The sequence below is a fragment of the Planomonospora corallina genome (genome assembly GCF_042650625.1).
GTDB lineage: Bacteria > Actinomycetota > Actinomycetes > Streptosporangiales > Streptosporangiaceae > Planomonospora_B > Planomonospora_B corallina.
On the sequence record NZ_JBHSBM010000008.1, the window covers coordinates 64407 to 82587 of the forward strand.

An 18181-nucleotide genomic window follows, 5' to 3' on the forward strand; every position below is an offset into this window, starting at 1 on the left:
GCGTCGGGTCCCGGGCGTCTGGAGGGGGGCCGGGACCCGACCAGGTTTACCGCGTGCGTTGGGGGAACACGTGCGGGCGCCGGTGCACTGCACGGCTCCTACCCCGTAGGCTCGTGACGACTGGTGTCATGGACGAGGAGCGCACGACGGTGAACCCAGGGGATGTCAACCTCCAGCAGATACTGGAGCAGGCACAGCTCATGCAGCAGCAGCTCGTGAGCGCCCAGCAGGAGCTGAACGACGCGGAGGTCGAGGGCTCGGCGGGCGGCGGTCTGGTCGTGGCCACGGTCAACGGCGGAGGCGAGCTGCTGGAACTGAAGATCAGCCCGGAGGCCGTGGACCCCGGCGACCCGCAGGAGACCGCGGACACCATCGCCGACCTGGTGATCGCGGCGATCCGGGACGCGGTCCGCGCGGCCGGCGACCTGCAGCAGGAGAAGCTCGGCCCGCTCGCCCAGGGGCTGGGCGGCGGCGGCGGGCTCGGTCAGCTGCCCGGGTTCTGATCCCATGTACGAGGGGGTCGTCCAGAACCTGATCGACGAGCTGGGCATGCTGCCGGGCGTCGGTCCCAAGAGCGCGCAGCGGATCGCGTTCCATCTCCTGGCCGCGGATCCGGCCGACGTCAAACGGCTGGCGCACGCGCTGCTGGAGGTCAAGGAGAAGGTCCGCTTCTGCCGGGTCTGCGGGAACGTGGCGGCCGAGGAGGAGTGCCGGATCTGCCGTGACAGCCGGCGCGACCCCCATGTGATCTGCGTCGTCGAGGAGTCCAAGGACGTCGTCGCGATCGAGAAGACCCGGGAGTTCCGCGGCCGCTACCACGTGCTGGGCGGGGCGATCAGCCCGATCGACGGCGTCGGCCCCGACGACCTGCGCATCCGGGAGCTCATGACGCGCCTGGCCGACGGCCGGGTGACCGAGCTGATCATCGCCACCGACCCCAACCTGGAGGGGGAGGCGACGGCGACGTATCTCGCCCGTCTGGTCAAGCCGATGGGTCTGAAGGTGACACGACTGGCCAGCGGTCTGCCTGTGGGCGGTGACCTCGAGTACGCCGACGAGGTCACTCTGGGCCGCGCTTTCGAAGGACGGAGGCTGCTGGATGTCTGAGATGACCGGCGAGTGGGGTGCGGTCGCGGACCGGATCGCGGTCCACGCGCAGAACTACCTCGACGGACTGACCCGGCTGGCCGGCGGGGAGGGCGGGGACGCCATCCTGCCGCTGCTGCTGGTCGAGGTCGCCCAGGTCAGCTCGGCCGGCGCGCAGCTCGGCGCGAGCCAGGACGTGATCCTGAGCGAGAACTGGGAGCCGCACCTGAGCGAGGACCCGGACGTCGACCCGCTCCGTACGGCGCTGGCCGAGCGGCTGGGCCCGGTGGACGACTACGCCGAGGTCTTCGACCCCTACAAGGACACCGCGGTCACGCCGTACCGGCTCTCGGACGACCTGGCGGCGGTGGCGGCCGACCTGATCCACGGCCTGCGGCACTACCAGGCGGGACGGCCGCTGGAGGCGCTGTGGTGGTGGCAGTACTCCTACTTCAACACCTGGGGGAACCACGCCGGAGCGGCGATGCGCGCGCTCCAGTCGCTCGTCGCCCACACCCGGCTCGACGTGGCCGAAGAGCGGACAACCGTATGATCGTCCACATAGTGGTCTAAACCAGAAGAACCTCGGTGCCACGACAGTAGACTGTGGACTCCACAGCCCTGATTGCTTCGGAGTCTTCTCGTGGCGCTCGTTGTTCAGAAGTACGGTGGTTCGTCCGTCGCCGACGCGGCCGGCATCAAGCGGGTCGCGCAGCGGATCGTCGCGACGAAAAAAGCCGGCAACGACGTCGTGGTGGTCGTCTCCGCGATGGGCGACACGACCGACGAGCTGCTGGACCTCGCCCAGCAGGTCTCCCCGCTCCCGCCGGGGCGCGAGCTCGACATGCTGCTGACCTCCGGTGAGCGCATCTCGATGGCGCTGCTGGCGATGGCGATCGCCAGCGTGGGCTACGAGGCGCGCTCGTTCACCGGCTCCCAGGCCGGCGTCATCACCGACTCGACGCACGGCAAGGCGCGGATCATCGACGTGACGCCGGGCCGGATCCAGGAGGCGATCGGCGAGGGCCAGATCGCCATCGTGGCGGGCTTCCAGGGCGTCTCGCAGAACACCAAGGACATCACCACGCTGGGCCGGGGCGGCTCCGACACGACGGCGGTCGCGCTGGCCGCCGCCCTGGACGCCGACGTGTGCGAGATCTACACCGACGTGGACGGCGTCTTCACCGCGGACCCGCGCATCGTCCCGGCCGCCCGCAAGATCCCCAGGATCTCCTACGACGAGATGATGGAGCTGGCGGCCTGCGGGGCGAAGATCCTGCACCTGCGCTGCGTGGAGTACGCCCGCCGGTTCAACCTGCCGATCCACGTCAGAAGCTCGTTCAGCACCAAGGAAGGCACGTGGGTCGTCTCCGACCCCGACAGTGAAGGAAACGAGATGGAGCAGCCGATCATCTCCGGCGTCGCGCACGACCGGAGCGAGGCCAAGATCACCGTTGTCGGGGTGCCCGACAAGGTCGGCGAGGCTGCCACGATCTTCAAAACGCTGGCGGACGCCGAGATCAACATCGACATGATCGTGCAGAACGTGTCGGCGGCGGCGACCGGCCGGACGGACATCTCCTTCACCCTTCCGGCCACCGACGGCTCCGCGGCGCTGACCGCGCTGAAGAAGGTCCAGGAGCGGATCGGCTTCGAGTCGCTGCAGTTCGACGACCAGATCGGCAAGGTCTCGCTGGTCGGCGCGGGCATGCGCTCGCACCCCGGCGTCACCGCGACGTTCTTCGCCGCCCTCGCCGACGCGGGGGTGAACATCGAGATGATCTCCACCTCGGAGATCCGCATCTCGGTGATCGTCGGGCTGGACGAGGTGGACGCGGCCGTCACCGCCGCGCACCGCGCGTTCGACCTCGACGCCGACCAGGTTGAAGCAGTGGTCTACGGAGGTACCGGACGATGAGCCGCAAGCCCACCCTCGCACTGATCGGCGCGACCGGAGCCGTCGGCACGGTCATGCGCGACATCATCTCCTCCCGCGAGGACGTCTACGGGGAGATCCGGCTGGTGGCCTCCGCCCGGTCCGCCGGGAAGGTCCTCGAGGTCCGCGGCGAGAACGTGACCGTCCAGGCGCTGGCCCCCGAGGTCTTCGACGGCGTGGACATCGCGATCTTCGACGTCCCGGACGAGGTCTCCGCCGAGTGGGTGCCGATCGCCGCCGAGCGCGGCGCGGTCGTCATCGACAAGTCCGGCACCTTCCGGATGAACCCCGAGGTCCCGCTGGTGGTGCCCGAGGTCAACCCGGAGGCCGCGCGCAACCGCCCGCTGGGCATCATCTCCACCCCGAACTGCACCACGCTCTCGATGATGGCCGCCATGGGCGCGCTCCACCGCGAGTACGGCCTGCGCGAGCTGGTCGTCGCCTCCTACCAGGCGGTCTCCGGCGCGGGCGTGGCCGGTTCGGCCCGGCTCTACGACGAGGTCGAGGCGCTGGCGGGCGACCGCACGGTGGGGCAGACCGCCGGCGACGTGCGCAAGGCGCTCCAGAACAAGCTGGGCGACGGCGAGTCGCCGTTCCCGGCTCCGGTGGCGTTCAACGTCGTGCCGTGGGCGGGTTCGCTCAAGGACGGCGGCTGGGCCTCCGAGGAGCTCAAGCTCCGCAACGAGTCCCGCAAGATCCTCGGCATCGGCGACCTGAAGGTCTCGGCGACCTGCGTGCGCGTCCCGGTGATCACCACGCACTCGCTGGCCGTGCACGCGACCTTCGAGCGTGAGATCACCGTCGCCGACGCGCACCGGATCCTGGAGGCCGCCCCGACCGTGGTCGTCATGGACGACCCCGCCGGCGGCGTCTTCCCGACCCCGGCCGACGTGGTCGGCACCGACCCCACCTACGTGGGCCGGATCCGCCAGGCGCTCGACTTCCCGAACACGCTCGACCTGTTCGTCTGCGGCGACAACCTCCGCAAGGGCGCGGCCCTGAACGCGGCGGAGATCGCCGAGCTGGTCGCGGCCGAGTTCGCCGGATAGCACTTCCGCGTCCCGCGCCCGCCGAGGGCCCGGCCGCCGTTACGGCGGCCGGGCCCTTCGCGCGTGTACGGCCCCGCTCTCAGAACTCTCAGGGTCCTCAAGACCCTCGGAACCTTCAAAGTCCTCAGAGACCTCAAAGTCCTCAGGGCCCTCAGAGACCCCAAGGCCCTCAGACGAAGACGATGTCCCAGTGGGAGGGCGTGCGGGCGTAGAGCTCCTCCTCGGAGCCGTACAGGAGGGCCCCGTCGGAGCGCACGCCGCGGAACGGCTGGGTGCGCCTGATGTGCCGGTCGAGGCAGGCGTTGGGCTCGACGTCCAGCTTGTAGCCGTTGCCGTGGCTGTAGCGGCCGGGGGTGTGGCCGGTCTCGGTGCCGCCGGTGAGGGTGACGGGGCAGCCGCTGCGGCGCTTGAGCCGGATGACCCCCCGCAGGGTCTCGGTCCGGACCGCCTCCAGCGAGGTGCACCGCCGGTTCGCCCGGTCGGCGCACCGGCCGGACGAGTACAGGTCCAGCCCGTTCCGTTCGAGCCTCCTGACCGCCTGGGCGTGGGTGAGCCAGACGGGGCGGTTCCTGCGGCTGCGGCGGTCCGCCCGATGGTCCGCGGGCCCGTTCGCGATCCGGAGCGCGGGCCCGAGGCGACCGGCGGCGGGTGGTGCGTATCTGTCCGGAGCGGCGAGCGGCGTGCGCCCGGCCGGGGCGGTGGTGTCGGTGGTGTCGGTGGACGAGGCGAAGAGCATCGCCGTCTGCACGGCGAGCAGGGCCCCGGCGGCGAGCCGGACAGCCCTGTTCCTGGTGGGACGTGTTCCCATGAACCTGATTCCTTGTCGCGGGTCGCCCTTCCGCGAGAAGATCAATCCCACCGCGGGAACAGGATCGAAACCACGTGATCCCCGCATCAACCGGATCTTTGCACTGTGATGCCGATCACCGTGAGGCGCCATGACTCACGGGGGCCCGGGCCGTACAGTGACGAGCGTGTCCGAGCCGACCCGAAGGAGCAGGGGATCCGACAGGACCCGTGAGGTCATCGTGGAGACGGCCCTGCGGCTGTTCCGCGAGCGGGGGTACGAGGCGACCACGATGCGGGCCATCGCCGCCGAGGCGGGGGTCTCGGTGGGGAACGCCTACTACTACTTCTCCTCCAAGGAGGCGCTGGTCCAGGCCTACTACGACCGGGCGCAGGCCGAGCACGAGGCGGCGTGCGAGCGGGTGCTGGCCGCCGAGCGCTCCCTGGCCGGGCGGCTGGACGGGGTGCTGCGGGAGTGGGTCCGGGTCTCCGAGCCGTACCACGCGTTCGCGGTGAAGTTCTTCAAGCACGCGGCCGAGCCGAGCAACCCGCTCAGCCCGTTCAGCGCCGAGTCGTCGCCCGCGCGCGAGGCGTCGATCGCGATCTACCGCCGGGTCGTGGAGGGCGCGTCGGACCGGATCGACGCGGAGCTGCGGGCGGAGCTGCCCGAGCTGCTCTGGCTGCTCTCGATGGGCGTCGTGCTGTTCTGGGTGCACGACGACTCGGCGGGCTGCCGGCGGACCTACCGGCTCATCGAGCTGACCGTGCCGCTGGTGGACCGGCTGGTCGGGCTCTCCCACCTGCCGGGCCTGCGGGGTGTCGCCCGGGACTTCATCGCGGGGGTGCACGAGCTGCGCTCGTGAACGCCGGGGGCCCGGAGCCGCCGCCCCGGCCGTCCGGTCCCCGCTCCCGCTGCATACCGTCCGGTTGGTATGGTCAGTCCTTGACGGCCCCCGGGTCGGGTACGGCAAGCTGGACCAGAATGTCGTTCTGGTGTTCCTCCGGGCGGACCGCGGCGGGACCACAGGCACGGACCACGAAAGGCGGCACGATGACGACGGGCGCACGCTGGGGCATGACGGTCCCCTTCTACGACCGCTCGCTGGCCGGCTCGAAGGAGCTGGTGGCCGAGCTTCCCGCCCTCGGCTACACCGACATCTGGTCGGCCGAGGTCAACGGCGTCGACGGCTTCACCCCGCTCGCGCTGGCGAACGAGTGGGCCCCCGGCCTCCGGCTCGGCAGCGCGATCGTGCCCGCCTCCACCCGCGGCCCCGGCCTGCTGGCCATGTCGGCCGCCACGCTCGCCGACCTCGCCCCCGGCCGGTTCGTGCTGGGTATCGGGGCCTCCTCCCCGGCCATCGTCGAGCGCTGGAACGCCGGGGAGTTCAGCAAGCCCTTCTCGCGGACCCGCGACACCCTGCGCTTCCTGAAGAAGGCCCTGGCGGGCGAGAAGGTCGCCGAGAAGTACGAGACGTTCGAGGTCAAGGGCTTCAAACTGGAGCGCGCGCCCAAGGTCGCGCCGAAGATCGTGCTGGCCGCCCTCCGGCCCCGGATGCTCCACCTGGCCGCCGAGGAGGCCGACGGCGCGATCACCAACTGGCTCGCGCCGGAGGACGTGCGGAAGGTCCGCGCCGAGATCGGACCGGAGACCGAGCTGGTCGCCCGGCTGTTCGTGTGCGTGAGCGAGGACGCCGACAAGGTCCGGGAGCTCGGCCGGTGGATGCTCGCCAGCTACCTGACCGTCCCGGTCTACGCGGCCTTCCACGACTGGCTGGGTCGCGGGGAGCAGCTGCGGCCGATGCACGAGGCCTGGGCGGCGGGGGACCGGCAGGCGGCGCTGAAGGCCATCCCCGACGAGGTCGTGGACGCGCTCATCGTGCACGGCGACGCGGCCACCTGCCGGGCCCGGATCCGCGAGTACGTGGCATGCGGCCTGGACACCCCGGTGCTCGCCCCGATCCCCGGCGGCGAGGTGCCGATCGCGCAGGCCGTGCGGGAGCTGGCGCCCGGCGTGGAGTGAGACGGCCCGGTCCGGGACGCGCGGACACGATCATGCGGAGCCGGTGGCCGTACGGGGTCGCGGCCGTGCGAGGTCGGCGACCGGACGGAACCTTCTGCCGCCGTTACGCGTTATATCGCGAGATGGCGGGTAGTACCCGTTCCGGTGGACGGGTTCTGCGAGGAGGTATCCGATGGCGAAGGCGGCACGCGCGGCCCAGGTCTGGCGGACGTACCGGGAGGTGAACCGGCCCGGCTCGCCGAAGCTCGGGGCGCGCCTGCGGGCGCTGCCCCGGATGGTCGGCTCGGCGCTGCGCGGGGAGTACCCCGGCGTGGGCAAGGGGCGGCTCGCCCTGATGGGCCTCGGCGTGATCTACATGATCTCGCCCATCGACGCGGTCCCGGACTTCCTGGCGCTCGTCGGGGTGGCCGACGACTTCGGCGTCTTCCTCTGGCTGATGGGCTCGCTGCTCGGCGAGAGCGGGCGCTACGTCGAGTGGGAGCGCGGGCGCGCGCTCAGGGTCGTCCCGCCGGGCGCGGCCGGGGAGCACGGCCGCCCCTGAGCGCGCTCAGAGCTGCTCCATCCTGAGCCAGGCACGGGACGGGAGCGGGTGGCCGAACAGCCGGGCGGCGTTGCCGTAGGTCACCCGGGCGATGTCGGCGGGCGGCAGGCTGCCGAGGTCGCGGGCGACCGTCTGCTGGGTGTCGGGCCAGGTGGAGTCGGAGTGCGGGTAGCCGCTCTCCAGCAGGACGTGCTCCAGCCCGACGGCCAGGCGCACACCGGACAGGGCGTGGTCGTTCAGCGTGCCGAAGAAGAAGTTGCGGCGCAGGATCTCACTGGGCTTCAGCGGGCCGTCCCAGGCGGCCTCCCCGGCGACCGGGTGGTCCAGCGCGTAGTCGGCCCGCTCGGCGAGCATCGGCAGCCAGCCCACGCCGCCCTCCACGATCAGGATGCGCAGAGCGGGGAAGCGGAGCGGCACACCGGACCAGAGCCAGTCGGCGCAGGCGAACATGGCGCTGGCCGGCATGAGCGTGGTGATCGCCTCGACCGGGGTGTCGGGCGAGGGCACCGGCGTCCAGGAGCCCGCCCCGGTGTGCAGGCAGATGACGGTGCCGGTCTCCTCGCAGGCCCGGAAGAACGGGTCCCAGTGGTCCCCGTGGATCGACGGCAGGCGGAGCCGGGTGGGGAACTCGGGGAACAGCACGGCCTTGAAGCCGCGGGAGGCGTTGTCCCGGATCTCCTTGGCGGCGAGCTCCGGATCGGTCAGCCAGGGCAGCTGGAGGGCGATGATGCGCTCGGGGTAGGTGCCCGCCCAGACCTCGACGTGCCAGTCGTTCCAGGCGCGCAGGACCGCCAGGCCCAGCTCCTGGTCGCGGGTCCGGGAGAAGACCATGCCGGCCTGTCCGGCGAGCATGCCGGGGAAGCAGAGCGCGGCCCAGACGCCCGCGCGGTCCATGTCCGCCACGCGCGCCTCGATGTCGTGGCAGCCCGGCCGCATGTGCTCGAACCGGACGGGGTCGAGCGTCCACTGCTCGCGCGGCAGGCCGGCGCCGACGTCGAGACCGGCGCACGGGTAGGTGGCTCCGCCGTACCGCCAGACCTGGTGGCCCGACTCGGTCTCCACGACCTTCGGCGCCAGCTCGGCGTATTTGTCCGGGACGCGGCCGGCGAACATGTCAGGCGGCTCGATCAGGTGGTCGTCGGCCGAGATGATGACATAGTCCCGCCGCCTGGGCTCGGGGTCGGGCAGTAGCGGCGTAGTCACGCGGTCAACGGTACGGCGTTGGCCTCACGCTGGACAAGCCATGGCGTGTCGTGTTGATCCACCAGGTCAAGCGTTCACCTTCTCCGTGCTCTCCTCGTCGGCCCCGGCCTTCAGGTCGGCGGCCTCCCGGCGGATCAGCAGGAGCCAGCCGCCGACGGCGACGCCGATGAACAGCCACCACTGCACGCCGTAGGCGAGGTTGAGCCCGCCGCCGGAGCCGACGTCCGGCTCGGTCACCGGCTCGGGCGCGGCGGCGGCCGCGGGGACCTGCCCGGTCAGCTCCACGTAGCCGCCGAACAGCTCGTACGGCAGGCCCGGCGCGATCGCCGCGGTGTCGATCAGCATCACCTGCCCGGCGGGCAGACCGTCCAGGTCGCGGATGCCCGTGGACTCCTCGCTCTCGGCGGGGCGCAGCCGTCCGGTGACGGTCACCTGGTCGGTGGCGGGCGCGGGGACCTCCGGCAGGGCGTCGGCGGTGACGCCCGCCCTGACCCAGCCCCGGTTCACCAGCACGGCCCGGCCCTCGCCGGTGACCAGCGGGGTGAGCACGTAGAAGCCGACGGCCCTGTTCTGCGTGCGGCGGCGGACCAGGAGCTGGTGAGCCGCGTCGAACGTGCCGGTGGCCGTCACCGCGCGGTATCTGTCCTGCTCGCGGACGGCGCCGCCGACCGTGGTGAGCTCGGTCAGCGGGACCGGGGGCGCCGCGAGGTTGGCGGTGATCCGGTCGCTGCTGGCCGACCGTTCCTCGAATCGCCCGAACTGCCACCGTCCCAGGAAGACGAAGGCGGGGATGACCAGCAGCACCACGATGTGGAGCGCGATCCAGCGACGGGTCAGCAGGAAGCGGTACACGCCACCAAGAGTAGGCACCGCACCGACCGCCCCGTCCGCCGACCGGGCTCCGGGCGCGGCGTGTGCGCGGCCCCAGGTCCGGGTCCGGGTCCGGGTCAGGGTCCGGGTCCGGGTCCGGCCTCAGGCTCCCGTGCCGGTCGCGCGCGGCTCGGCGCCGGGGCCGGGCAGCGGGGTGACGTCCCGGGGGCCGTCGACCTCGTGGCCCTGGGCGCACCGGAAGTGCTGCTCGATGAGGGCGCCGCAGCCGCGGTGGGTGAGGAGGACCGGGGGCCCGTCGGGGTCGGCCAGATAGCGGTCGCCCCAGTGCATCAGCGCCACCATGATCGGGTAGAGGTCGCGGCCCATCTCGGTCAGCCGGTACTCGTCGCGCTGCCGCTGGCCGGGCTCGCGGTAGGGGACCTTGCGGAGCAGTCCCTCCTCCACCAGCCGGGAGAGCCGGGCGCTCAGCACCTGCCGGGGGGCTCCGGTGCCGGCCTGCATGTCGGCGAAGCGGCGCACCCCGCTGAAGGCCTCGCGGAGGACGAGGAAGGTCCACTTCTCGCCCACGATGCCCAGCGTGCGCGCGATCGAGCAGTTGTCCACCCGCAGGGGGTCCGTGCCGACGGTCGCCTCACTCATAGCCGCATCGTAAGCGGCTCCGGGAGCGCATCCAACGCATCTGGGTCTACTTGACAGACTCAGATGATCGCGCGACTCTGAGTCCATGATGAGGACTCAGGTGGCGTGTGAGCGCCCAGACCGGGTGCGGGCCGTACCGGAGGGGGATGGCGGGGAGCCCCCGGCGCGGCCGCCGGCCGGGGCGCGGATCGAGATCCGGCCCGCCCGGATGGAGGACGAGGACCGGATGCGGGGTTTCCTGTGCGATCTGTCCCCGCGCACGCAGGTCCTGCGCTTCTTCACCGCGCTCGGGAACCCGGGCGCGGGCCTGGTCCGGTCCCTGCTGAGGGTGGACGAGCGCCGTGACGTGCTGGTGGCGGTCTGCGGGGAGACCGTGGTCGGCCACGCGATGAGCTTCAGCCGGGGCGCGGCCGAGGTGGAGATCTCCGTCGTGGTGGCCGACCGGTGGCAGGGGAGCGGACTCGGCTCGCGGCTGGTCGGCCGGCTGCTGCACCGGGCCGAGGCGGGCGGCGCGCGGACGGTGGGGATGGACGTCCTGGGGGAGAACCGCAGGGTGCTCGCCATGATCCGCGGGTGGTGGCCGGACGCGACCATGAAGGCCTCCTCCGGGACCGTGGAGGTGGCCGCGCGGTTGCGCCGGAGCCCCGTCCCCGCGGGGCGGAGGGCCGTGCGGGCGTCCGTACGCTAAGATCACGGCACCCGGATGCGGCGGTCATTTGCAGAACAAGGTTCTGCTGCCGCACTATTGACCTCGTGAAGAGTGCCAAGAACGGCCGCGACGGCCGGACCCGGATCGTCGAGGGAGCCCTGCGGCGGTTCAGCCAGGACGGTGTCTCGGCGACCACGCTGGCCAGCCTCCGGGAGGAGAGCGGTGTCAGCGTCGGCAGCTTCTACCACCACTTCGCGAGCAAGGAGCACGTCTTCGGCGCGCTGTACGCCGAGACGCTGGACATGTACCAGGACGCCTTCCTCGCCGAGCTGCGCCGGCACGAGGGCGCCCGCGAGGGCGTCGAGGCCATCGTCGCGCTCCACATGTCCTGGTGCGGGGAGCACCGCGAGCGGGCCCACCTGCTGATCAGCGAGCGTCCGCCCAAGCGGAACGAGCCGGGCGGCACCGAGGTCGCCGAGTCGCGCCGGGCCTTCTTCCGGAACGTCGCCGACTGGTGGCGGCCGCACATGAAGGCGGGCCTGCTCCAGCCCGTCCCTCCCACGATGTGCTACGTGCTCTGGCTCGGCCCGGCGGTGGAGATGTGCCGCCTGTGGTTCGCGGGGGCGCACCAGCCCACGGAGGAGGAGATCGCCTCCCTGTGCGCGGCCGCCTGGCAGAGCCTGCGTCGCCACCCCGCCTGACCCGGACCCGGCCCGGACCTGACCCGGCCTCCCGGGTCCGGCCTCCCGGGTCCGGTCTCCCGCTCTCGGGTCCGGTCTCCCGGGTCCGGCCCGCGCTCTCCGGCGCGGCCTCCCGGGCCTTCCGGCGCCCCGCCGGGGCCGCGCCGGCCCGCGGCGGGTCAGCGTGTCCCCACCAGGTGGCGGCCGGTGGGCACCCGCCAGACCTTCTCGTCCAGGGAGATGTCCAGCCGCAGCTCCTGGCGACGGCGGCGCAGGCCGGGCACGCGCACCCGGTCGCTCACGTCGAACCTGCCGCTGCGCGGATAGCCGAATCCGAGCTCTCCGGGCAGGACCCGGAGCTCGTCGCGGTTCCCGCAGCGGGGGCAGGTCCAGGCGACCCGGTCCAGACCCCGGTCGTAGTCATGGCAGGCCCGGAAGTACTCGTCGGGGCGGAAGCGGGACTCGCACACCAGGCAGGGGATCAACATCGACGGTTCCTTCGGAGCGTGTTCATGCGGATACACAGAACTACCGTCAAGTGCACGAGTCCCGCTTACGGAATGCTTGGCACAGTGAGTAACGATTTAATCACTCTGGGTCCGCATCGGTGATCAGTGCGACGATAGGGCGGTGAAAGATCCGCTGGACCGGCTCCGTGAGCTCCTGCTCGAGACCGGATACACCATCGAGGGCGTGCGCGGGCGTCTCGGGGACGTCGCCGCCACCGCCCTCGCCCGAGAGGAACTCGTCCCCGCCCTGCGCGCCACCCGTGACGGCGACCCGCTCGGCGCACTGATCCGGCTGTGGTGGCTCGGCGTCCCGGTCGAGGCGCCCCCGGGCCTCCCCGTGGCCGAGCTGGAGGCCGCGGGCCTGCTGGCGGCGGAGGGGACCCGGATCGTCTCCCGGGTCCACCTCCAGCCGTGGGAGACCGGCGGTTACGTCGTCTCCGACCGGAAGGTCCGGCCGGGGGACCCCGCGCTCCGCGCCGACCACGTGGTGGGCGCGGGCGGCGCCTCGGCCAACCTCGCCCAGCTGGTGTCGCGCCGTCCGGTGGAGCGCGCCCTCGACCTGGGCACCGGCTGCGGCGTCCAGGTGCTGCACCTGGCGGGCCGGGCCGCGCGGATCACGGCCACCGACGTCAATCCCCGGGCGCTGGAGCTGGCCCGGCTGAGCTGGGCCCTGTCCGGGGTCGAGGGGGTGGACGCCCGCGAGGGGTCGCTCTTCGAGCCCGTGGAGGGCGAGCGGTTCGACCTGGTCGTCTCCAACCCCCCGTTCGTGATCTCTCCCGGCGGCCGGTTCACCTACCGGGAGTCCGGCTTCGAGGCCGACGGTTTCTGCCGCGACCTCGTACGGCAGGCGCCCCGCTTCCTCAACCCCGGCGGCACCTGCCAGCTCCTGGCCAACTGGCTGCACGTCGAGGGAGAGGACTGGCGCGACCGGGTCGGCGGCTGGCTGACGCAGGCCGGCTGCGACGGCTGGGTGGTGCAGCGGGACGTCCAGGACCCGGCCGAGTACGTCGAGTTGTGGCTGCGCGACGCCGCGGAGCAGGGCACCGGCCGCTACCGGGAGCTCTACGACGACTGGCTCGGCTGGTTCGAGGCGATGCGCGTCACGGGCGTCGGCTTCGGCTGGATCACGCTGCACGACTCCGGCAGCCTCGACCCGGTGGTCCGGGTGGAGGAGTACGGCGGGCGGGTCGAGCTCCCGGTGGGCGGCTACGTGGAGGACGTGCTCGGCTCGGTCGCGGCGGCGCACCGGCTGACCGACGCCGAGCTGCTCGCGGCCCGGCTGGTCGTGGACGCCGGCGTGGTGGAGGAGCGGATCGGCCCGCCCGGTGCCGAGGACCCCGCCACGATCGTGCTCCGGCAGACCAGAGGGCTGTGCCGCAGCGCCCGGGTGGGGACGGTGGAGGCGGCCCTCGCCGGGGTCTGCGACGGCGAGTATCCACTGGCCCCGCTGCTGACCGCGATAGCCGACCTGACGGGGGAGAGCGGCGACGAGCTGCCGGGCAAGGCCCTGGAGCGGATCCGCCCGCTGATCGCCGAAGGGTTTTTCCACATATCCACAGGATGACTGTCCACAGGCTGTGGACATCTTCGGCGATCACTTGTTGATCCGACGTTGAACGGGATGGGAGACGCTCGGGGCGTGGTCGCGGATCCGGGGGGTGAAGGGTCCGCGGCCGCGTCCGGCCGGCCGTCGCGAGAGGCGGCTGGCCGTCGCGCGGCGTACCGGATGATCCCGGGCCCCTACGCGCCACGCGGAGGCCTTGACGGCCGGCCGGACCCGCACCCCATCACCATGGCGTCGCCGCCGCACGGCGGCGCCATCGGCACGACATCGCCATCGTCACGGCGGGAACGGGAGTCCGGTGATCAACCACGTGTGGACGACACGTCTCGACGACGCTCTATACGACGGGCTCGGTCCCGTCTCCGGCCTGGTCGCGGTCGAGGAGAGCGCGCAGGTCACCGGCCTCGGGAGCGCCGAGGACCGAGAAGAGGTCGTGGGCGCGGACCAGGCAGGAACGGCTCCGCCCGGCCTCACCGAGCCCTGACAGGGCCCGGCCCAGCACCCACAGGGCCTGCGCCTCGCCGTACGGGTGGCCGATCTCGCGGCTGACGGTCAGGGCCTGCTCGGCGTGGCGGACCGCGTCGGCGAACCGCTCGGCGGCGATGAGCGTCTCGGCCAGGCGCGCGCAGACCCGCTGCTCCCAGACCCGCTGGTGGCCGGTCCGGAAGAAGGCCAGGCACTCGGCGTGGTGGTGGACGGCCTCGTTCAGCCGTCCGACCCGGGACAGCACGATGCCCAGGTGGTAGCGGGCCCGGGCGGTGCCCGCGGCGGAACCGATCTCGCTGAAGATCGCCAGTCCCTGCTCGGCGGCGGCGATCGCCTCCTCCGGCTGGTTCAGGAACAGGTGGTCGCGGGCGGAGTAGCTGAGCGTCAGCGCCTCCCCGCCGGACGCCCCGATCTCCCGGAACGCCTTGCGGGCCGCGTCGAACCAGGACAGGGCCTCGACGTGGCGGCGCTGCCGCCCGACCACCACGGCCAGCGCGTTGAGCGCCTCGCCGGTGACGATCCGGTCGCCCCGCTCCGCCAGCTCCAGCACGGCCAGGAACTCCCGCTCCGCCTCGGCCAGCCGGTTCGCGCCGAACAGCAGCCTGCCGTTCAGGTAGCGGCAGCGCAGCTCGCAGGAGGGGGCCTCCAGCCGCCGGGCGGCGGCGAGCACCTCCCGGATGCGCAGGTCGAACTCGCGGACGTGGCTGCCCGACTCCAGCAGCGGCTCCATGGCCAGCAGCAGGTCGGCGGCGGGCAGCAGGGAGGCGGCGTCCCGCGCTCCGGCGGCGGCCTGGGAGATGGACGCGAACAGGTTCTCGGCCTCGACCGTGAGCCAGGTGACGGCCTCGTCGGCGGAGGAGAAGTCGTGCCCGCTCCCGGAGACGGCGAGCTGGTCGGCGACCGTGCTGCCCTCGTAGGCGAGCCGGTGCGCCGACCGCGCGGAGGCCAGGTGGAAGCAGAGCAGCCGGCGCAGCGCCCGCGCGCCCTCCCCGGCGTCCGGCACGGCGCCGGAGCCGCGCTCGGCGATCCTGCGCGCGAAGAGCTTGAGCAGGTCGTGGAAGCGGTAGCGGCCGGGGGCCGGGGCCTCCAGCAGGCTCGCGTCCACCAGGGACTCCAGGAGGTCCTCGGCCTCGGTCGGGTCCAGGCCGAGCACCGCCGAGGCCGCGGAGACCGAGATGTCCGGTCCGCCCGGCAGGGAGAGCAGCCGGAACGCCCGGGCCTGGGCCTCGGTGAGCTGGCCGTACCCGAGGGCGAAGGTCGACTCCACGGTGAGGTTGCCCACCCGCATCTCGTCCAGGCGGCGGCGCTCGTCGGCCAGCCGGGGCACCAGGGAGGCGACGGTCCAGGTGGGCCGGGCGGCGAGCCGGGCGGCGACGATCCGCACGGCCAGCGGGAGGAAGCCGCACGCGGCGACCACGTCCATGGCGGCGGCCCGCTCGGAGTCGACCCGCTCGGGCCCGGCGACCGCGGAGAAGAGCGCCAGCGCCTCGTCCGGCTCCATCACGTCCAGGTCGATCAGGCGGGCCCCGGGCAGGTCGGCCAGCTTGTGGCGGCTGGTGACGAGCGCGGCGCAGCCGGCGGCGCCGGGCAGCAGCGGGGCGACCTGGGCGGCGTCGCGGGCGTTGTCGAGCAGGAGCAGGATCCGGCGCTCGGCCAGCAGCGAGCGGAACAGGGCCGAGCGCTCGGCGAGGCCGTCCGGGATGACGTCGGGCGGCAGGCCCAGCGCGCGCAGGAACGCGGCCAGCGCCGACTCGGGCGTGGTCGGCTCGTCACCGTAGCCGCGCAGGTCGGCGTAGAGCTGCCCGTCGGGGAAGCGGTCCTGCATGGCGTGGGCGACGTGCACCGCCAGGGTCGTCTTGCCGACGCCGCCGATGCCGGAGATGGCCGCGACCGGGACTCTCCCCGTGTCGGGCACCGCGCCGATCGCCGCGCCGGTCGCTTGGCCGGGCACCGTGCCGATCGCCGCGCCGGGCACCGCACCGCCCGCCGTGCCGCCCGCCGCGCCGGTCGCTTGGCCGGGCACCGCACCGCCCGCCGTGCCGTCCTTCGCGCCGTCCGAGGGGGAGAGCACGGCGTGGAGCCGCTCGATGATCTGCCGGCGCCCGGTGAAGTCGTTCACCGCCGCGGGTAGCTGGGCCGGGCGCGGCAGCTCGGGCGGCTCGAAGGCGCCGCCCTCCGGCGCGGGGGCGGCGGGCGCCGGCTCGGGCGGGGCGGGGCGGAGCCGTACCGGCTCGGCGGGGGCGGCCAGGGCCGGATCGCCGGAGAGGATGCGCTGGTGGAGCGCCGCCAGGTCGGGGCCGGGGTCGACGCCCAGCTCGTCGATGAGCGCCTGCCGGATATCGGTGAAGACGGCCAGCGCGTCCGCCTGCCGCCCGCACCGGTAGTAGGCGAGCATGAGCTGGGCGCGGAACCGCTCGCGGAGCGGGTGGTCGCCGGTGAGCGCGACGAGCTCGGAGACCACCTCGGCGTGCCGGCCCAGCTCCAGGTCGAGGTCCATGAGGGTCTCGAGCGCGGTCATCCGCTGCTCGGCCAGCCGGCCGCGCTGGTGCTCGGCGTAGGGGCCGACGGCCCCGGCCAGCGGCTCGCCGGTGCACAGCGCCAGGCAGGCGCGCAGGCGGTCCGCGGCCCCGCGCGGGTCCCCGGCGCGGCGGGCCGACTCTGCCTCCCGCGTCCCGGACTCGAAGCGGGTCAGGTCGAGCCGGGCGCCGCCCAGGCGGAGCGCGTAGCCGCGGCCCACCGAGGTGAGCAGCCCCGGAGGTGTGCGCGGGGAGCGCTCCGGTTCGAGTACGGCGCGCAGCCGGGAGACGTAGGTGCGCAGCGCGCCGAGCGCGCGGGGCGGTGCGTCCTCCCCCCAGACGCCGTCGATCATCTCGGCAGGCGTCACGGCGCGGCCCTCGCGCAGCAGCAGCATCGCGATGATGGAACGTTGCAGCGGGGTGCCCAGATCCAGCTCGGCACCGTCACGCCACGCTTGGACGGGGCCGAGTACGGCGAAGCGCAGCCCGCCCTCGCCGTCGGGAGCAGCCATGACCCGTACTCTCCACCCTTATGGGAATCTTTTAGGCCAAATATAGATCCTTTACCCCCGGCCCCATAGGCGGTCGAGGGCCCGTCCGGCGTGTTGATCAGCTGTTGATCGGGCGTTGAGCCGTCGGCGTGATGCTTACGGACATGCCGGGCATGGCCCCGTACGGGGGCGGTCGTGCCCGGCAGACCGGATCGAGGGAACCGGAGCGAGAAGGGATCCGGCGGCAGGGGGTGCCGCCGGTGGACGGGCCGGTGGCGGGGATGGCCGCCGGTGGACGGACGAAGGCCCGCCCGGGACACCCGGGCGGGCCTTCGTTCCATGTCTCGTCGTGAAAGGCGGGGGAACCCGGAGAACCGGGGAGCAGGGGAAGGGACTACGCGGCCTCGACCAGGCCGAGCCGCGCGCGCAGGCGTTCGCGCACGAGCGGCCACTCGGAGCTCAGGATCGAGTAGTACGCGGTATCTCGGACCGTGTCGTCGGCGCCTCGGCTCTCCGCCCGCCGCACACCGTCGAGGTGCGCGCCGAGGGCCTCGATGGCGGCCCGGGAGCGTACGTTCCGTACGTCTGCCTTCAGGGTGATGCGGTGGACCTGCCACGTCTCGAAGGCCAGGGAGAGCATCAGGTACTTGCTCTCCCGGTTGACACCGGTGCCCTGGGCCGACGCCGCCAGCCAGGTGTAACCGATGTCCGCCACGGACGGGACCTCGCCCACCGCGCCACGCGCGCCCGGCGGCCAGGGCATGGGGCCCTGCCAGTACTCCAGGTGCATGAGACGGGTGGCACCGACGATTCGGTCGGTGTGCAGCCACCGGATGGCGAAGGGCATCGTGCGGCCCTCCGCCTGCTCAGCCAGAGCGGCCTCCACGTAGGAGACCATCTCGTCCCGGCCGTTGGGGACGCGGGTGAAGCCGTAGGTCGTACGGTCCTCACCCGCCGCCGCGACGAGGTCGTCGACGACCTCGAGGCTGAGCGGTTCCAGGCGCGCGAGGCGCCCGGACAGGGTGACGAAAGCGGGCATGAGCACATGATGAGGGCTCCGTGTGACGTGCAATGCCAAATGGTTTGGGGCGTCCCGGTGAGCATCAGGCGAAGTGCTCGCCCGCCCGGCGCCGGGCGGATGTAATGCCAGGTCGGCGGGGTGGAGGCCGCCGTGACGGAGACGGGGGGCCGGGCG

The 18181-nt window shown here is 72.8% G+C and carries 18 protein-coding genes; 11 read left to right on the forward strand and 7 right to left on the reverse strand.

The window, feature by feature from the left end; genetic code table 11:
• Positions 1-149: 149 nt before the first annotated feature.
• The 5 genes from ACFOWE_RS02340 to ACFOWE_RS02360 all read left to right on the forward strand — a co-directional run bounded on the left by ACFOWE_RS02340 (position 150) and on the right by ACFOWE_RS02360 (position 4071).
• Positions 150-503, forward strand: coding sequence for a YbaB/EbfC family nucleoid-associated protein (locus ACFOWE_RS02340; RefSeq protein WP_377285066.1), 354 nt, complete (start codon positions 150-152; stop codon positions 501-503).
• Between the two features lie 4 nt (positions 504-507).
• Positions 508-1107 carry a recombination mediator RecR gene (recR, locus tag ACFOWE_RS02345; protein ID WP_377285067.1) on the forward strand — a complete coding sequence of 200 codons (600 nt, stop codon included), beginning with the start codon at positions 508-510 and terminating at the stop codon, positions 1105-1107.
• Position 1108: 1 nt separating this feature from the next.
• A complete protein-coding gene (locus ACFOWE_RS02350; RefSeq protein ID WP_377285177.1) occupies positions 1109-1639 on the forward strand; it encodes a DUF5063 domain-containing protein in 531 nt (176 codons plus the stop codon).
• Positions 1640-1729: 90 nt separating this feature from the next.
• Positions 1730-3004, forward strand: a complete 1275-nt coding sequence (locus ACFOWE_RS02355; protein WP_377285068.1) for an aspartate kinase — start codon at positions 1730-1732, stop codon at positions 3002-3004.
• Positions 3001-4071, forward strand: a complete 1071-nt coding sequence (locus tag ACFOWE_RS02360) for an aspartate-semialdehyde dehydrogenase (RefSeq protein ID WP_377285069.1) — start codon at positions 3001-3003, stop codon at positions 4069-4071. The genes ACFOWE_RS02355 and ACFOWE_RS02360 overlap by 4 nt, the downstream gene beginning before the upstream one ends.
• A 169-nt stretch (positions 4072-4240) precedes the next feature.
• On the opposite strand, the gene ACFOWE_RS02365 is transcribed toward ACFOWE_RS02360, so the two are convergent.
• A complete protein-coding gene (locus ACFOWE_RS02365; protein WP_377285070.1) occupies positions 4241-4879 on the reverse strand; it encodes a hypothetical protein in 639 nt (212 codons plus the stop codon).
• 166 nt (positions 4880-5045) lie between these two features.
• On the opposite strand from ACFOWE_RS02365, the gene ACFOWE_RS02370 reads away from it, so the two are divergent.
• The 3 genes from ACFOWE_RS02370 (at position 5046) to ACFOWE_RS02380 (ending at position 7418) form a co-directional block, all read left to right on the forward strand.
• Positions 5046-5720, forward strand: a complete 675-nt coding sequence (locus ACFOWE_RS02370) for a TetR/AcrR family transcriptional regulator (protein ID WP_377285071.1) — start codon at positions 5046-5048, stop codon at positions 5718-5720.
• Between the two features lie 188 nt (positions 5721-5908).
• Positions 5909-6877, forward strand: coding sequence for an LLM class F420-dependent oxidoreductase (locus tag ACFOWE_RS02375; protein WP_377285072.1), 969 nt, complete (start codon positions 5909-5911; stop codon positions 6875-6877).
• 172 nt (positions 6878-7049) lie between these two features.
• The gene (locus tag ACFOWE_RS02380; RefSeq protein ID WP_377285073.1) at positions 7050-7418 is read left to right on the forward strand and encodes a YkvA family protein; all 369 of its coding nucleotides are present in this window, start codon (positions 7050-7052) and stop codon (positions 7416-7418) included.
• A 6-nt stretch (positions 7419-7424) separates the two neighbouring features.
• On the opposite strand, the gene ACFOWE_RS02385 is transcribed toward ACFOWE_RS02380, so the two are convergent.
• The 3 genes from ACFOWE_RS02385 to ACFOWE_RS02395 form a co-directional block, all read right to left on the reverse strand.
• Positions 7425-8621 carry an amidohydrolase family protein gene (locus ACFOWE_RS02385; protein WP_377285074.1) on the reverse strand — a complete coding sequence of 399 codons (1197 nt, stop codon included), beginning with the start codon at positions 8619-8621 and terminating at the stop codon, positions 7425-7427.
• 66 nt (positions 8622-8687) lie between these two features.
• On the reverse strand, positions 8688-9473 hold the full coding sequence (locus ACFOWE_RS02390; RefSeq protein WP_377285075.1) for an SURF1 family cytochrome oxidase biogenesis protein: 786 nt from the start codon (positions 9471-9473) through the stop codon (positions 8688-8690).
• Between the two features lie 120 nt (positions 9474-9593).
• Positions 9594-10091: a winged helix-turn-helix transcriptional regulator gene (locus ACFOWE_RS02395; protein ID WP_377285076.1), complete on the reverse strand. Its 498-nt coding sequence runs from the start codon at positions 10089-10091 to the stop codon at positions 9594-9596.
• An 85-nt stretch (positions 10092-10176) separates the two neighbouring features.
• On the opposite strand from ACFOWE_RS02395, the gene ACFOWE_RS02400 reads away from it, so the two are divergent.
• Complete coding sequence (locus ACFOWE_RS02400; protein ID WP_377285077.1) at positions 10177-10779, forward strand: GNAT family N-acetyltransferase; 603 nt, start codon at positions 10177-10179, stop codon at positions 10777-10779.
• A gap of 65 nt (positions 10780-10844) precedes the next feature.
• Positions 10845-11441 carry a TetR/AcrR family transcriptional regulator gene (locus ACFOWE_RS02405; RefSeq protein WP_377285078.1) on the forward strand — a complete coding sequence of 199 codons (597 nt, stop codon included), beginning with the start codon at positions 10845-10847 and terminating at the stop codon, positions 11439-11441.
• Positions 11442-11599: 158 nt separating this feature from the next.
• Here the strand turns inward: ACFOWE_RS02405 and ACFOWE_RS02410 are convergent, their stop codons facing one another.
• Positions 11600-11908 (reverse strand): hypothetical protein, encoded by a 309-nt coding sequence (locus ACFOWE_RS02410; RefSeq protein ID WP_377285079.1) that lies wholly within the window; start codon positions 11906-11908, stop codon positions 11600-11602.
• A 142-nt stretch (positions 11909-12050) separates the two neighbouring features.
• Between ACFOWE_RS02410 and ACFOWE_RS02415 the strand changes: the two genes are divergently transcribed.
• Positions 12051-13493 carry a DUF7059 domain-containing protein gene (locus ACFOWE_RS02415; protein ID WP_377285080.1) on the forward strand — a complete coding sequence of 481 codons (1443 nt, stop codon included), beginning with the start codon at positions 12051-12053 and terminating at the stop codon, positions 13491-13493.
• Between the two features lie 337 nt (positions 13494-13830).
• Here ACFOWE_RS02415 and ACFOWE_RS02420 read toward each other — a convergent pair whose 3' ends face one another.
• Together ACFOWE_RS02420 and ACFOWE_RS02425 are read right to left on the reverse strand one after the other, a co-directional pair.
• Positions 13831-17007 carry an AfsR/SARP family transcriptional regulator gene (locus ACFOWE_RS02420; protein ID WP_377285081.1) on the reverse strand — a complete coding sequence of 1059 codons (3177 nt, stop codon included), beginning with the start codon at positions 17005-17007 and terminating at the stop codon, positions 13831-13833.
• A 373-nt stretch (positions 17008-17380) separates the two neighbouring features.
• Positions 17381-18025, reverse strand: coding sequence for a GNAT family N-acetyltransferase (locus tag ACFOWE_RS02425; protein WP_377285082.1), 645 nt, complete (start codon positions 18023-18025; stop codon positions 17381-17383).
• Positions 18026-18181: the final 156 nt, after the last annotated feature.

Bases quoted from the DNA above. Each gene is read 5' to 3' on its own strand.
- ACFOWE_RS02395 (WP_377285076.1), bottom strand. From the start codon at position 10,091: ATGAGTGAGGCGACCGTCGGCACGGACCCCCTGCGGGTGGACAACTGC.
- ACFOWE_RS02425 (WP_377285082.1), bottom strand. From the start codon at position 18,025: ATGCCCGCTTTCGTCACCCTGTCCGGGCGCCTCGCGCGCCTGGAACCG.
- ACFOWE_RS02375 (WP_377285072.1), top strand. From the start codon at position 5,909: ATGACGACGGGCGCACGCTGGGGCATGACGGTCCCCTTCTACGACCGC.
- ACFOWE_RS02380 (WP_377285073.1), top strand. From the start codon at position 7,050: ATGGCGAAGGCGGCACGCGCGGCCCAGGTCTGGCGGACGTACCGGGAG.
- ACFOWE_RS02410 (WP_377285079.1), bottom strand. From the start codon at position 11,908: ATGTTGATCCCCTGCCTGGTGTGCGAGTCCCGCTTCCGCCCCGACGAG.
- ACFOWE_RS02420 (WP_377285081.1), bottom strand. From the start codon at position 17,007: ATGGCTGCTCCCGACGGCGAGGGCGGGCTGCGCTTCGCCGTACTCGGC.
- ACFOWE_RS02365 (WP_377285070.1), bottom strand. From the start codon at position 4,879: ATGGGAACACGTCCCACCAGGAACAGGGCTGTCCGGCTCGCCGCCGGG.
- ACFOWE_RS02350 (WP_377285177.1), top strand. From the start codon at position 1,109: ATGACCGGCGAGTGGGGTGCGGTCGCGGACCGGATCGCGGTCCACGCG.
- ACFOWE_RS02400 (WP_377285077.1), top strand. From the start codon at position 10,177: ATGATGAGGACTCAGGTGGCGTGTGAGCGCCCAGACCGGGTGCGGGCC.
- ACFOWE_RS02360 (WP_377285069.1), top strand. From the start codon at position 3,001: ATGAGCCGCAAGCCCACCCTCGCACTGATCGGCGCGACCGGAGCCGTC.
- recR (WP_377285067.1), top strand. From the start codon at position 508: ATGTACGAGGGGGTCGTCCAGAACCTGATCGACGAGCTGGGCATGCTG.